Consider the following 15,079-nt stretch of genomic DNA (forward strand, 5'->3'; position numbering starts at 1 on the left):
TATATATATCAACTATTATAATATGTTTATCCTGTTTTAAAAATAGGATCAATGCAAATAATGGTTATCCTATAAATCCGGTTCCTTTTACTTCCGTGAAGATCACAGATAATTTCTGGGGACAAAGATTAAAAGCCAGCAGAGAAGTTACTATACCATTAGCATTCAAAAAATGCGAAGAATCCGGCCGTTACAGAAACTTTGAGATGGCAGCACATCCGGACAAAAACAACAAAGTTACCGGAAATTCTTTTGACGATACTGATGTATATAAAACTATAGAAGGCGCTAGTTATCTTCTACAAACATATCCTGATAAAAAGCTAAAAAAATACATTGACAGTGTATTAGTAATAGTAGCTGCTGCACAAGAACCAGATGGATATCTATATACAGCAAGAACAATGAATCCAGACCATCCACATGAATGGGCTGGTAATAAAAGATGGGAAAAGGTAGAAGAACTAAGTCACGAGTTCTACAATTTAGGACACATGATAGAAGGAGCAGTTGCACATTATCAAGCAACAGGACAAAGAAATTTCCTAGATATAGCTATAAGATATGCAGATTGTGTATGTAATGAAATAGGTAACGGCGAAAATCAACAAGTAAAGGTACCCGGACATCAAATAGCAGAAATGGCTTTGGCTAAACTTTATTTAGCTACAGGCAATGAAAAATATCTCAACATGGCTAAATTCTTTCTTGATAAACGTGGATATACATCAAGACGAGATGAATATAGCCAAGCTCACAAACCCGTAATTGAACAGGATGAAGCTGTAGGACATGCAGTCCGTGCCACATATATGTATTCTGGAATGGCTGATGTAGCTGCTCTGACAGGAGATACTGCTTACATTAATGCTATAGATAGAATATGGGACAATATTGTTGGGAAGAAATTATATATAACAGGTGGTATAGGAGCAACCAGCCTTGGAGAAGCTTTTGGCAAAAATTATGAACTTCCTAATATGTCTGCATATTGTGAAACATGTGCAGCAATAGGAAACGTATATCTAAACCACAGGTTATTTCTACTACATGGTGATTCCAAATATTATGATGTGTTGGAACGTACTTTGTACAATGGTCTAATATCAGGTGTCTCAATTGACGGAGGTAGCTTCTTCTATCCTAATCCACTTGAATCAATGGGACAACATCAGCGCCAGGCATGGTTTGGATGTGCATGCTGTCCTTCAAACATATGTCGTTTCATACCATCATTACCAGGATATATTTATGCAGTAAAGGATAATAGTTTATTTATAAACCTCTTTATTTCCAATGAAGCAGACTTGAAAATAAACAATAAAAAAGTAAGAATCAAGCAATCAACTTCATATCCTTGGGATGGAGATGTAAAATTAAGTATAATGCATAATACTGCAGGAAAGTTTGCAATTAAGATACGTATTCCAGGTTGGGTTCGCAATGAAGTAGTTCCAAGTAATCTATACAAATATTCTGACAACAAGAGTTTATCATATTCTATTAGTATTAATGGTCAAAAAATAGAATCGCGTATTGATAAAGGATATTTTGTAATAGATAATAAATGGAAAAAAGGAGACGAAATCAGTATACATTTCGATATGGATGTACGTACTGTAAAGGCAAACCATAATGTAGAAGCAGACAAAGGACGTATATCTATAGAACGTGGTCCGTTAGTTTATTGTGCAGAATGGGCTGATAACAAATATAATGTACTAAACACACTAATGAGCCAAAAAACTAATTTCGAAATAATTAAACAACCTGATTTATTAAATGGAATTTATCAGATTTCTACAAAAGCACAATCATTAGAATATGATAAAAATGGTAAACTAAATATCAAAGATCAAAATCTTTTATTAATTCCATATTATGCTTGGGCTCATCGTGGACAAGGAAATATGACAATATGGCTTCCACAACAAGTATATGCATCAAATCCTGCACCAATACCGACATTAACATCAGAAAGTAAAATAGAAGCTTCTGTTAATTCAGCCTCATTACATTCAATCTCAGACGGTATGATACCCAAAGATGAAAATGACCGTAGTATTCCTTATTTTAACTGGTGGCCACAGAAAGGAACCTATGAATGGATAACTTATGATTTTCCTCAAAAGATATCAATCTCTGAATCTATTATTTACTGGTTTGATGATTCTCCATGGGGAGGATGTCGTGTTCCTGAGAATTTAAAACTTTATTATAAAAACGAATATAACAAATGGGAAAATATTGAAATAACAAATAATTACATTATAGAGAAATCAAGTCCTACGAAAATACAGTTCAAAGATGTAATAACTAATGGAATAAAGTTAGAAGTAAAACTAAAAGACAATTTTTCTTCAGGTATAATGGAATGGATTGTAAAATAAAACTGCTATTAATGAATTTGAACTACAACTTAAAAGCTTAACAAATTTCATTAAGAACATTCAGTAAATTGAACAAAAACAGCCAACTTATTCAAACACAAAGTGTCGCGAATTAGCTGGCTGTTTTGTATCTTTATGTATTTCCCCCACAAATAAGGTTTGGTAGCCCAAACGGAGAAATCCTCCAACAAAGATATGGCTAAGATACAAAATATTTCGGGAATTTACCCTACTTTAGGCTTTACAGGCAAATCTCCTGCATTGCAGGGAACTTGTAATAAGACGTTCACGCACAAAATTAGACTTTGTTCCTAAATTATATGTATCCATCACCTTCTTGGACATAAATTCATTATTCACGCCATTGCAAATAGCACGCAAAAGATTCATCTAATAGGATGTCAGACCCTGAATTTGCTGAACAAAAAGAGCATCACACTGAACAAGCACGGCTTCTTTGGCTGCTTTAAACTCTTCCTCACCGACATACTTATCAGTTTCAGCCAAAACAAAATAGTATTCAAGCCATTAGTGAAATTAAGTTTCAATCTTTTAGTTTCTTTTATTCTGTCAGTAAAATTCTCATTCTCAACAGAAACACCATAAACGAAAGCCTTTTCCATTGTTTTTGTATATACGATTTCAAATTGGTTCACTCAACATTGCCTATTTACCACCTTCTCTCAGACATCACAATCATAAGTATAAGATATACTATCACTCCGGAAAATGCAGTAAATACAGTAAGCAAAGCATAGCCTACTCTTACTAAAGTAGTATCCAAACCGAAATACTCTGCCAGACCGGCGCAAACTCCGGCTATCATGCGGTCGTTAGAACGCGAAAGTTTTCTATTATCCATAATCACTGACTAATTTTTTATACGAAGATAAGAAAAAACACTGAATATACATTCTTACTCTTAAAAACTTTTAAATAAATGCCATATATACCTATTTATTTTGTTATTTTGCAACAAATTAGGGATAAAAGTGAGTAAACTATATATAGATAAGTGTCCCATCTGCGGACAAAGCCAGTTTGAAAAGGTTATGACATGTACTGACCACTATGCTACGGGCGAATCATTCGATTTGTGCCGATGTACTAACTGTAACTTTTTGTTTACTCAAAATGCGCCTGTCGAATCCGAAATCGGCAGATATTACGAATCACCGGATTATATTTCACACAGCGATACTCACAAGGGCCTTATGAATTCGGTATATCATAAGGTAAGAAAGTATATGCTTTCCGAAAAAGCCAAACTCGTTGGTAAAAGCAGCAATCTTACATGCGGAAGAATTCTTGACATAGGAACAGGAACAGGATATTTTGCCGACAAGATGAAAAGAGAAGGCTGGCAGGTGTCTGCCATCGAAAAAAGTCCTCAGGCAAGAGAATTCGCAAAAGAGCATTTCGGAATAAAGGTCAACCCTCCGGAAGATTTGTTTACCATTAAGGACAAAACATTCGATGTTATCACCCTATGGCACGTAATGGAACATTTGGAACAACTGAACCGTACATGGGAGACCTTGGGTAAAATACTTAAAGATAGCGGAGCATTGATAATAGCAGTACCTAATGCGGCGTCTTATGATGCGGAAAAGTATAAAAATATGTGGGCAGCATATGATGTTCCAAGGCATCTATGGCACTTTACTCCTACTACAATCAAGAAAATAGCCTCAAAACATGGTTTTGTGATGACAGAAAGATATCCTATGCCATTCGATGCATTTTATGTGTCAATGCTTAGCGAGAAGTACATGAAAAGGTCGAATTCCTTTGTTCGAGGACTATTGACAGGAACAAAAGCATGGATAGCATCTATAAACCATAAGGACAAGAGCAGTTCAATGATTTATATATTCAGAAAGAAACAGTTATGAAAAAACATAAGTCAATATTCGACATGCAATTCATTACAGCAGGTATAAGTACCACAATGGTACTGTTTTTGCTGGGACTTGTAGTATTCTTTGTACTTACGGCAAACAATCTTTCTGTATACATCAGAGAAAACATAGCTTTCAGTGCAATACTTGACGACGGAATAAAGGAAACTTCGATAATAAAGCTTCAGGAAAGCCTCAACAAAAAGGACTACGTAAAACAGACAGTCTACATTTCCAAGGATCAGGCTCTTAAAGAGCAGATAGATGCTATGGGAACAGACCCGAGTGAATTTCTGGGACACAACCCTTTCAATGCTTCAATAGAGATAAAACTAAATGCCGGATATACCAATCCAGACAGCATAAAATGGATAGAAAAGGAACTGATGACCAATAAAAGTATACTGGAAGTGAGTTACCCTCAGAATCTGCTGGAGTCAGTAAACAGAAATCTGCAGAAGATAAGTGTATTCCTTCTGGGACTTGCCGTTTTACTTTCGCTTATATCTTTCTCGCTGATAAACAATACCATACGTCTGACAATATACTCCAAAAGATTTCTGATACACACCATGAAACTGGTAGGTGCAAGCTGGAGTTTCATACGCCGTCCGTTCATCACCAGAAACCTGTGGATAGGAATACTTTCAGGAGCTGTAGCCAACGCCATTCTTACGGCACTGGCATATACAGCTGTAAAATATGAACCGGAACTACTGGCTATAGTATCGCCTGAGAGTATAATCATTGTAGCGGCAGCAGTAATGGTATTCGGTATGATAATAACCACACTGTGCGCATACATATCAATCAACAAATATCTGCGCATGAAAATAAGCGAACTTTATTGAAAACAATAATATAATCAAGATATGGACAGAACCAAATTTGCATTCGACAAGACAAACTTTATCCTCCTGGGGATAGGAATGGCAGTTATTATCATCGGCTTTCTGCTGATGACAGGCCCGGGTTCGACAGAAACAGCATTCGAGCCGGACATTTTCAGTGTGCGCCGCATCAAAGTGGCACCTTTTGTATGCTTCGTAGGATTTATTTTCATGATATACGGCATACTGCGTAAACCAAAATCAATTTCAGAAAATATCGAAAATTAAGAATAACAAAACATGACTTGGATTGAAGCTATTATTCTGGGAATCCTTCAAGGACTCACAGAATACCTGCCTGTGAGCAGTAGTGGGCATCTTGCCATAGGCTCTGCACTTTTTGGAATAGAAGGTGAAGAAAACTTGACATTCACCATTGTGGTGCATGTGGCGACCGTACTTAGTACTCTGGTAATATTGTGGAAAGAGATAGACTGGATTTTCCGTGGTCTGTTCAAATTCCAGATGAACGAAGAGACAAAATATGTATTGAACATCATAGTTTCCATGATTCCTGTAGGAATTGTAGGAGTGTTCTTCAAAGACTATGTAGAAGACATATTCAGTTCAGGACTTCTGATTGTAGGAATAATGCTGTTGGTCACTGCATCTCTGTTGGTATTCTCTTATTATGCCAAGCCTCGCACCAAAGAGAAAATCAGCATGAAAGACGCGTTCATTATCGGTCTGGCTCAGGCTTGTGCAGTAATGCCCGGCCTTTCGCGTTCCGGTTCTACCATTGCTACAGGATTGCTATTGGGCAACAAGAAAGAAACGCTTGCACAATTCTCGTTCCTTATGGTTATCCCTCCGATATTGGGAGAAGCATTGCTCAGCGGAATGGAAATCGTAAAAGACGCATCGGCAGCAAATGCAGAGATGTCTATCGGCGCACTTATAGCAGGATTCCTTGCTGCTTTCATCTCCGGATGTATAGCCTGCAAATGGATGATAAACATCGTCAAGAGAGGAAAACTGGTTTACTTCGGCATTTATTGTGCCATAGCCGGTGCCATAACTATAGCTGTATCATTACTCAACTAAAACGGTCTGTATGCTGGATTTTAAGGAAGGAGAAATTCTATACATAGACAAACCGCTGAAGTGGACATCATTTGCTGTAGTAAACAAACTCAGATATCACATAAGCCGTAAACTGGGGGTGAAGAAAATAAAAGTGGGACATGCCGGAACACTTGACCCTCTTGCTACGGGAGTGATGATTATCTGCACCGGAAAGGCAACAAAAAGAATAGAAGAATTTCAGTATCACACCAAGGAATACATCGCCACTCTGCAACTGGGAGCTACCACTCCGTCGTTCGACCTTGAAAAGGAGATAGACGCTACGTATCCTACCGAACATATCACCCGCGAAATGGTGGAGGAAGTACTGAAAAAGTTCATCGGAACCATAGAGCAGGTGCCGCCGGTATTCTCAGCATGTAAGGTTGACGGTAAAAGAGCTTACGACCTTGCAAGAAAAGGCGATGAGGTTGAACTAAAAGCCAAGACACTTGTTATAGATGATATAGAGCTACTGGAATGCAACTTGCCTGAGATAAAAATCAGAGTAGTCTGCAGCAAAGGAACTTACATCAGGGCTCTGGCAAGGGATATCGGACAAGCCCTAGACAGCGGCGCACACCTCACGGGACTGATACGTACCCGAGTGGGAGATGTGAAACTGGAAGACTGTATGAAACCTGAAGATTTCGAGCAATGGCTCGACAAGCAAGATATTAAAGTTACAAACGATTAAGGAAAGAAAGGAACAAAAGATGAAACTGTCACAATTCAAATTCAAATTGCCGGATGAAAAAATTGCTCTGTATCCTACCGACTACAGAGACGAGTCGCGCCTGATGGTGGTACATAAATCAACAGGCGAAATAGAACACAAGATGTTCAAGGACATCCTGAATTATTTCGACGACAAGGATGTGTTTATCTTTAACGACACAAAAGTATTCCCTGCACGTTTGTACGGAAACAAGGAAAAGACAGGTGCCAAAATCGAAGTCTTCCTTCTTAGAGAGCTCAACGAAGAGCTTCGTCTGTGGGACGTTCTTGTAGACCCGGCACGTAAGATACGTATCGGTAACAAGCTGTATTTCGGCGAGGATGACTCTATGGTGGCCGAAGTTATAGACAACACCACTTCAAGAGGACGTACTCTGCGTTTCCTTTACGACGGTCCGCACGACGAGTTCAAGAAAGCCCTTTATGCGCTTGGCGAACCACCATTGCCTCCATTCATAAACCGTCGCGCAGAACCTATCGATGAAGAACGTTTCCAGAATATCTTTGCAAAGAACGAGGGAGCTGTTACAGTTCCTGCATCAGGATTACACTTCAGCCGTGAGTTGATGAAGCGTATGGAAATCAAGGGTATAGACTTTGCTTTCATCACTATGCACGCCGGACTAGGTAACTTCCGCGAAATAGATGTTGAGGATCTTACAAAACATAAAGTAGATTCCGAGCAGATGTTTGTCAATGCAGAAGCTTGCCGTATAGTAAACAATGCTAAGGACAATGGTCGCAATATCTGTGCTGTAGGTACCACAGTTATGAGAACTATAGAAACAGCTGTCAGCACAGACGGACATCTTAAGGAATACGAAGGATGGACAAACAAATTTATTTTCCCTCCATACGAATTCAGTGTGGCAAACTCAATGGTGAGCAACTTCAATATGCCTATGTCAACAATGCTTATGCTGGTTTGCTCATACGGCGGATATGAACTTATCATGGATGCCTACAACATCGCTCTTAAAGAAGATTACCGTTTCGGTACTTATGGAGATGCAATGCTTATATTGGATAAATAATAATGGCAAAAGTATTCCTAGGCCTTGGTACCAACCTTGGCAACAAAAAAAACAATCTGCTGGCAGCAGTAAACAATATAGAAAAGAAGATAGGGAAGGTGACTTCCCTATCTTCTTTTTATGAAACAGAACCTTGGGGATTCGAATCGGACAATTCGTTCCTCAATGCTGCACTATGCGTGGAAACATCGCTTCCCCCCACAGTCATCCTTAATATAATAAAGGAAATAGAAATAGAAATGGGAAGGACACAAAAATCGGTAAACAAGGTATATTCCGACCGACCTATCGACATCGACATTCTCCTTTATGATGATATGATTATCAAGACAGAGGAGCTGACCATACCCCACCCGCTTATGACTGAAAGGGATTTCGTGATGAAACCATTGGTAGAGATTGCAGGTGATGATGTACATCCTGTTTTTGAGAAGAGACTTAAAGATATATTTGACACTTTATAAAGCCAAGTATGTTAAAATAATATGCATTTTGTAATTATTCCAATTAATATGCGTATCTTCGCAGGCGAAAATAAAAGTGGAAAGATTTGAGTAGCTTGCAACCACGGAAAAAAAATGCTAAAACACATAATTGATTTTCTTCCCCCTACTCTGTCCGTACACGGATAATTACAATCACTAATTTTTTAATTTAAAACGTAAAATGGGATATTTATTCACATCCGAATCAGTGTCTGAAGGACACCCCGACAAAGTAGCCGATCAAATATCGGATGCTGTGCTTGACAAACTGTTGGCTTATGACCCCAGTTCTAAAGTAGCTTGCGAAACATTGGTAACTACCGGACAGGTGGTACTGGCAGGAGAAGTGAAAACCAATGCGTACATTGACTTGCAGCGTGTAGCCAGAGAAGTAATCAACAAGATTGGCTATACTAAGAGCGAGTATATGTTTGAAGGAAACTCATGTGGAGTGCTTTCTGCAATTCACGAACAGAGTGCAGATATCAACCGTGGAGTGGAACGCGAAGAACCAATGGACCAGGGTGCTGGCGACCAGGGTATGATGTTCGGTTATGCTACTAACGAAACCGAAAACTACATGCCTCTTTCGCTCGACCTTGCTCACAAGATACTTAGAGTACTTGCCGATATCCGTCGCGAAGGCAAAGTAATGACTTACCTCCGTCCGGACTCAAAAAGTCAGGTTACTATCGAATATGATGACGACCGCCGTCCTGTAAGAATTGACACTATCGTAGTTTCTACACAGCACGATGAGTTCGTTGCTCCTGCAGACTCTTCTAAAGAAGCTCAGTTGAAGGCTGACGAAGAAATGCTTGCAACTATCCGCAAGGATGTTATTGAGGTACTTATGCCAAGAGTGATAGCAGAGATACACAATCCTGCCGTATTGGCTCTGTTCAACGACAACATCAAGTATCACGTAAATCCTACCGGTAAGTTCGTTATCGGTGGTCCTCACGGTGATACAGGTCTGACTGGACGTAAGATTATCGTCGACACATACGGTGGTGCAGGTGCACACGGTGGTGGTGCCTTCTCAGGTAAAGACCCAAGTAAGGTGGACCGTAGCGCGGCATACGCAGCACGCCACATTGCCAAGAATCTTGTAGCTGCCGGTGTAGCAGACGAGATACTGGTACAGGTTTCATACGCAATCGGTGTTGCGAAACCTATCAACATCTACGTAAACACTTACGGCAGAAGCAAGGTAGCCATGACAGACGGCGAGATAGCAAAGAAAGTTGATGAAATATTCGACATGCGACCTAAGGCTATCGAACAGCGCCTGAAACTCCGCAACCCTATCTACAGCGAAACAGCTGCTTACGGACACATGGGACGCGAACCAAAGGTTGTTACAAAAACATTCGAATCTGTTTACGAAGGCAACAAGACTGTTGAAGTAGAACTCTTCACATGGGAAAAACTGGATTATGTTGACAAAGTAAAAGAGGCTTTCGGATTATAATCCAACAACATATAAAATGAAGGATGAATGGCGCATAGTGTCTTCATTCTTCATTTTTTTGTATTGGCAGGTTGCAAAATCATTTGCAATCAGCTCCAAATAACTAACAACTAATAACCAACAACTAACAACTAAAATCAACAACTTGGAAAATATAAAATCAGTATGCGTTTATTGCGCATCAAGCACAAAAATAGACGAGGCTTATTTCGAAGCGGCAAGACAATTAGGTAAACTGCTGGCAGAAAAAGGTATAAATGTGATAAACGGAGCCGGATGCCAAGGACTTATGGCAGCTGTATCGAACTCTGCTCTTGAGACAGGAGGAAAAGTAACAGGAGTTATCCCGCACTTTATGGTAGAACAAGGATGGAACCACACCGGTCTGACTCAAACCATTGAGACAGAAACCATGCATGAAAGAAAAAATCTTATGGCTGAAATGAGCGACGCAGTAATAACACTGCCGGGAGGATGCGGCACGCTGGAAGAGCTGCTGGAAATAATCACATGGAAACAGCTCGGATTGTATCTTAAGCCTATAGTTGTACTGAACGTAAACGGATATTTCACTCCACTACTCAATATGCTTGAAAAAGCAATTGAAGAGAACTTCATGAGACCTGAACATATAAAACTATGGGAGGTGGCCAATACTCCTGAAGAAGCGATAGATTTATTGTACACAATACCTATGTGGAACAAAGAATTTCGTAAATTTGCAGCTATATAAGCATTTATCCAGGCCCAAATATGAATGAGTGGACATTATTCAACGACAGTGTATGTGTAAAACCCGATACTGAACAAACATTCATACCGTCAGATAACGGTATGAAAGGCGAATCAATGCCCTATAAACTGGTATCGGACAACAATGTCATGGCTGCCATTGTGTTAGGTTTTCTACTCATAGTCATAGCTCTACAAAATGAGAAAAAAGGTATTATAAAAATTTTCCGTAAATGTTTTGTTTCCACATCATCAGACAGGACTAACCTTTTCGATTACAATTACAACACCGCATCCAACATTCCTACTATCCTGCTATGCGGTACATTCTGTATCATGGGCGGAATGCTTATTTATCACTATTATTCATATTCCGACCCTGATTTTTTCTTTAATGTAAATCATCTTGTAATGATGACCGTATATACGGGATTACTGTTTGCATACCTGATATCAAAATGGATAATGTATTCATTCATAAACTGGATATTCTTTGACAAGGGAAAAGCCAAGCAATGGATAGAACTTGTTTTTAACATAATTGCTGCCCTAGGATTCACACTTTTTCTCACTGCTATATACATTGTTTTTCTGGACTCAGAGTTTCATTTTTCTTCGAAAATCATACTAATTATAATCTTTATAAGTAAAATATTGTTATTTTATAAGTGCTTCAGGTACTTTTTCTGCAATTTTCATGGCGTATTCCATTTAATTTTGTACTTTTGCACCCTCGAAATAATACCTGACATTTTTCTATGGAAAGGTATAGAATTAATTAACAGCATATTGATCTTAAAAACTTAAAGCATTGAAGATAAAGAAAGTTCTAGTTTCTCAGCCAAAACCGACAACAGAGAAATCTCCTTACTTTGACATTGCTGAGAAATACGGAGTGAAGATAGATTTTCGCCCGTTTATAAAAGTAGAGAGTCTTACTGCTAAGGAATTCAGACAGCAGAAAGTTTCTATTTTGGACCATACAGCTATCGTGTTTACATCACGCCATGCAATAGACCACTTCTTTAATCTTTGTGTGGATTTGCGTGTTACGATACCGGAAACAATGAAGTACTTCTGTACATCAGAAGCAATCGCACTCTACATACAGAAATATGTACAGTACAGAAAGCGCAAAGTATTCTTCGGTCCGAGTGGTAAATTTGCAGACCTATTGCCTACTATCATCAAACATAATACAGAGAAGTATTTCATCCCAATGTCGGATGTTCATAATGATGAAGTGAAAGATTTGCTTGACAAGAACAATATACAGCACACAGAAGCAGTAATGTATCGTACTGTAAGCAACGATTTCACACCGGAAGAAAGTTTTGATTATGACATGCTTGTGTTCTTCAGCCCTGCTGGAATACAGTCATTGATGAAGAATTTCCCTGATTTCGAACAGAAAGATATAGCAATAGGATGTTTCGGACCTACAACTGCAAAAGCAGTAAAAGATGCAGGTTTGCGTCTGGACCTTGAAGCTCCATCTGCTACAGCCCCATCAATGCCGGCTGCATTGGACTCTTTCATCCGCGAACACAACAAATAATTAAATAATAAGCAATATCATCACCAACCGGGTGTTTTGTATCGGGAAAGTTTTATAACTTTGCGGTGCGGAACTCCCGGTTTATTTTTTTAACCATAAAATAAAGATTAATGAGCGAGAAGAAAATATTTACATTACATAAGGAAGAGAGACTGAGCAGCAAGATTATTATAGAAAAGCTGTTTTCAGGAGGAAGCAAATCTCTGCCGGCTTTCCCGCTCAGAATAGTATATATGCCTGTAGAGGAAGAATCACTTCCCACTGTATCGCTGCTTATAAGTGTTCCAAAGAAAAAATTCAAAAGAGCCGTAAAGAGAAACAGAGTGAAAAGACAGATAAGGGAGGCTTACAGAAAGAACAAGTTCATACTGAAAGAAGTACTGGAAAAGGATAACAAAAAAGCTGCTATAGCTTTCATATGGCTTGGCAACGAATTGTGCGACTCTTCCGAAATAGAAAGCAAGGTAATAAAACTGCTACAACTCACAGCAGAGAAGTTTGTCTGAAAGATGAAAACCATCAAACTGATATTGACATACATACTGCTGGCTCCTGTATATTTCTACAGGAACTGCATATCTCCTTTCACACCTCCTTCGTGCAGATTCACTCCTACCTGTTCCGAATATGCTGTAGAAGCTCTGAAAAAACACGGTCCTATCAAAGGGCTGTATCTCACAATAAGAAGAATCCTGCGATGCCATCCGTGGGGTGGTTCAGGATATGATCCTGTACCTTAATCCAAATCATACATACTACCATGATTGCAGATATCCATTCACATATAGTCTCTAACATGCATGAATATAAAATAAACAGTTTTTGCATGAAAGACAAAGATTCCAATGATTTTATCTCGGCAAAGCATATCTCAATAGGTATACATCCCTGGTATGTCACAACAAACGACATTGATAAGCAGACAGAATGGATTGAAAAAATGGCAAAAAACGACAAGCGTGTGATAGCCATAGGCGAATGTGGAACGGATAAACTGTGTGACACTGACATGAGACTTCAGACTAAAGCATTCTACAACTGCATCACGATATCCGAAACCTTCGACCTTCCACTCATCATACACTGCGTGAAGACTTCGAACGAGATTATAAGGCTAAAGAAGTCCATAAAGCCGAAACAGGCATGGATTATACACGGATTCCGCGGAAAACCAGAACAGGCATTGCAATATATCAGCAATGGCTTCTACCTGTCTTTCGGGAAACTTTATAATGCTGAATCTATAAAAATAGCTCCTCACGACAAACTATTGTTCGAAACTGACGAATACACAGGAAACGTAGCAGAGATAATAACAAGTGCCGCCGAAACACTTGACATTCTTTCTGACAAATTGCTGAACATAGCATCAGAAAATGCTAAACGTCTCTTTTTTAATAGATAAAAATTGCTTATTCAGATAAAGTGTCGTAATTTTGCCATCAACAACTAACGGTCAACGAAGTTAAACCAAAAATTATATATGTTAAACTAAGAATTTCATTCGATGAACTTTGTAGAAGAATTAAGATGGCGCGGAATGGTACACACCATGATGCCAGGCACAGAAGAACTACTTGAAAAAGAAATGGTAACAGCTTACCTCGGTATTGACCCTACTGCAGACTCTTTGCACATCGGTCACTTATGCGGCGTTATGATGTTAAGACATTTCCAGCGTTGCGGCCACAAGCCGTTAGCTCTTGTAGGTGGTGCAACTGGTATGATTGGCGACCCGTCCGGGAAATCACAGGAACGTAACCTGTTGGACGAAGAAACATTGCGCCATAATCAGGAGTGTATCAAGAAGCAGTTGGGCAAATTCCTCGATTTCGAATCGGACGCCCCAAACAAGGCAGAACTGGTAAACAACTATGACTGGATGAAAGACTTCTCATTCCTTGACTTCGCACGTACAGTAGGAAAGCACATCACCGTAAATTACATGATGGCAAAAGATTCTGTACAGAAACGTCTGAACGGAGAGGCACGCGACGGACTTTCATTCACTGAATTTACTTATCAGCTGCTGCAAGGATATGACTTCCTGCATCTGTATGAAACCAAGAACTGTAAACTTCAGTTGGGTGGTTCCGACCAGTGGGGTAACATCACCACAGGTGCCGAACTGATTCGCCGTACTAACGGTGGTGAGGTTTACGCACTTACATGTCCGCTTATAACAAAAGCCGATGGTGGTAAGTTCGGTAAGACAGAGTCAGGAAACATATGGTTGGATCCACGATATACATCTCCATATAAGTTCTATCAGTTCTGGCTCAACGTCAGCGACGAAGACGCTAAGAAATATATCAAGATTTTCACTTCAATATCAAAAGAAGAAATCGACAGCCTGATTGCTGAACATGAGACAGCTCCTCACTTGCGCGTTCTTCAGAAACGTCTTGCCAAGGAAGTTACTATCATGGTTCACTCTGAGGAAGACTACAATGCAGCAGTTGAAGCATCAGGAATCCTGTTCGGAAACGCAACTTCAGAAGCTCTGAAGAAACTTGACGAAGACACTCTTCTTTCAGTATTCGAAGGTGTTCCACAGTTCGAGGTTGCTAAAGCCGACATCGAAGCCGGAATAAAGGCTGTTGACCTGTTTGCTGAAAAGACAGCTATCTTCCCTTCAAAAGGCGAAATGAGAAAGATGGTACAGGGCGGTGGCGTTTCTTTGAACAAGGAGAAACTTGCTACGTTCGACCAGACTATCACAGCCGAAGATTTGCTTGACGGCAAATATCTTCTCGTACAGCGTGGAAAGAAGAACTATTATCTGATTATTGCAAAATAACACACACTTATA

18 protein-coding genes are annotated in these 15,079 nt (G+C 39.4%); 16 read left to right on the forward strand and 2 right to left on the reverse strand.

Annotated features, from left to right (window positions below):
* Positions 1 to 5 precede the first annotated feature (5 nt).
* Positions 6 to 2,390, forward strand: a complete 2,385-nt coding sequence (locus I6E11_RS09750; RefSeq protein ID WP_235337888.1) for a glycoside hydrolase family 127 protein — start codon at positions 6 to 8, stop codon at positions 2,388 to 2,390.
* A 401-nt stretch (positions 2,391 to 2,791) separates the two neighbouring features.
* Here the strand turns inward: I6E11_RS09750 and I6E11_RS09755 are convergent, their stop codons facing one another.
* Positions 2,792 to 3,046 carry a hypothetical protein gene (locus I6E11_RS09755; RefSeq protein ID WP_235337859.1) on the reverse strand — a complete coding sequence of 85 codons (255 nt, stop codon included), beginning with the start codon at positions 3,044 to 3,046 and terminating at the stop codon, positions 2,792 to 2,794.
* Between the two features lie 14 nt (positions 3,047 to 3,060).
* Positions 3,061 to 3,252, reverse strand: coding sequence for a PspC domain-containing protein (locus I6E11_RS09760; RefSeq protein WP_235337860.1), 192 nt, complete (start codon positions 3,250 to 3,252; stop codon positions 3,061 to 3,063).
* Between the two features lie 130 nt (positions 3,253 to 3,382).
* Between I6E11_RS09760 and I6E11_RS09765 the strand changes: the two genes are divergently transcribed.
* From I6E11_RS09765 to tyrS, 15 genes are all read left to right on the forward strand, one after another.
* Positions 3,383 to 4,285, forward strand: a complete 903-nt coding sequence (locus tag I6E11_RS09765) for a class I SAM-dependent methyltransferase (RefSeq protein ID WP_235337861.1) — start codon at positions 3,383 to 3,385, stop codon at positions 4,283 to 4,285.
* Positions 4,282 to 5,142, forward strand: coding sequence for a cell division protein FtsX (locus I6E11_RS09770; RefSeq protein ID WP_235337862.1), 861 nt, complete (start codon positions 4,282 to 4,284; stop codon positions 5,140 to 5,142). Before I6E11_RS09765 ends, I6E11_RS09770 begins: the two co-directional genes overlap by 4 nt.
* Before the next feature lie 21 nt (positions 5,143 to 5,163).
* Positions 5,164 to 5,409, forward strand: coding sequence for a DUF3098 domain-containing protein (locus tag I6E11_RS09775; RefSeq protein WP_154045006.1), 246 nt, complete (start codon positions 5,164 to 5,166; stop codon positions 5,407 to 5,409).
* A gap of 12 nt (positions 5,410 to 5,421) precedes the next feature.
* Positions 5,422 to 6,225, forward strand: coding sequence for an undecaprenyl-diphosphate phosphatase (locus I6E11_RS09780; protein WP_235337863.1), 804 nt, complete (start codon positions 5,422 to 5,424; stop codon positions 6,223 to 6,225).
* A 13-nt stretch (positions 6,226 to 6,238) separates the two neighbouring features.
* Positions 6,239 to 6,943 (forward strand): tRNA pseudouridine(55) synthase TruB, encoded by a 705-nt coding sequence (gene truB / locus I6E11_RS09785; RefSeq protein ID WP_204391511.1) that lies wholly within the window; start codon positions 6,239 to 6,241, stop codon positions 6,941 to 6,943.
* Between the two features lie 19 nt (positions 6,944 to 6,962).
* Positions 6,963 to 8,018, forward strand: coding sequence for a tRNA preQ1(34) S-adenosylmethionine ribosyltransferase-isomerase QueA (gene queA / locus I6E11_RS09790; RefSeq protein ID WP_235337864.1), 1,056 nt, complete (start codon positions 6,963 to 6,965; stop codon positions 8,016 to 8,018).
* A 2-nt stretch (positions 8,019 to 8,020) separates the two neighbouring features.
* On the forward strand, positions 8,021 to 8,482 hold the full coding sequence (folK, locus tag I6E11_RS09795; protein WP_235337865.1) for a 2-amino-4-hydroxy-6-hydroxymethyldihydropteridine diphosphokinase: 462 nt from the start codon (positions 8,021 to 8,023) through the stop codon (positions 8,480 to 8,482).
* Positions 8,483 to 8,684: 202 nt separating this feature from the next.
* Positions 8,685 to 9,977 carry a methionine adenosyltransferase gene (gene metK, locus I6E11_RS09800; RefSeq protein WP_235337866.1) on the forward strand — a complete coding sequence of 431 codons (1,293 nt, stop codon included), beginning with the start codon at positions 8,685 to 8,687 and terminating at the stop codon, positions 9,975 to 9,977.
* 145 nt (positions 9,978 to 10,122) lie between these two features.
* Positions 10,123 to 10,710, forward strand: a complete 588-nt coding sequence (locus I6E11_RS09805; RefSeq protein ID WP_235337867.1) for an LOG family protein — start codon at positions 10,123 to 10,125, stop codon at positions 10,708 to 10,710.
* A gap of 20 nt (positions 10,711 to 10,730) precedes the next feature.
* Positions 10,731 to 11,516: a DUF4271 domain-containing protein gene (locus tag I6E11_RS09810; protein ID WP_235337868.1), complete on the forward strand. Its 786-nt coding sequence runs from the start codon at positions 10,731 to 10,733 to the stop codon at positions 11,514 to 11,516.
* A gap of 4 nt (positions 11,517 to 11,520) precedes the next feature.
* A complete protein-coding gene (locus I6E11_RS09815; protein WP_235337869.1) occupies positions 11,521 to 12,267 on the forward strand; it encodes a uroporphyrinogen-III synthase in 747 nt (248 codons plus the stop codon).
* Between the two features lie 110 nt (positions 12,268 to 12,377).
* Positions 12,378 to 12,773, forward strand: coding sequence for a ribonuclease P protein component (gene rnpA / locus I6E11_RS09820; protein ID WP_235337870.1), 396 nt, complete (start codon positions 12,378 to 12,380; stop codon positions 12,771 to 12,773).
* Between the two features lie 3 nt (positions 12,774 to 12,776).
* On the forward strand, positions 12,777 to 13,007 hold the full coding sequence (gene yidD, locus I6E11_RS09825) for a membrane protein insertion efficiency factor YidD (protein ID WP_262911698.1): 231 nt from the start codon (positions 12,777 to 12,779) through the stop codon (positions 13,005 to 13,007).
* Between the two features lie 86 nt (positions 13,008 to 13,093).
* A complete protein-coding gene (locus I6E11_RS09830) occupies positions 13,094 to 13,672 on the forward strand; it encodes a TatD family hydrolase (protein WP_235337871.1) in 579 nt (192 codons plus the stop codon).
* 102 nt (positions 13,673 to 13,774) lie between these two features.
* Entirely contained in the window at positions 13,775 to 15,067 is a 1,293-nt protein-coding gene (gene tyrS / locus I6E11_RS09835; RefSeq protein WP_235337872.1) for a tyrosine--tRNA ligase, read from the forward strand.
* Positions 15,068 to 15,079 lie beyond the last annotated feature (12 nt).

Source organism: Bacteroides caecigallinarum, from assembly GCF_021531075.1.
In the GTDB taxonomy this organism is placed as follows: domain Bacteria; phylum Bacteroidota; class Bacteroidia; order Bacteroidales; family Bacteroidaceae; genus Phocaeicola; species Phocaeicola caecigallinarum_B.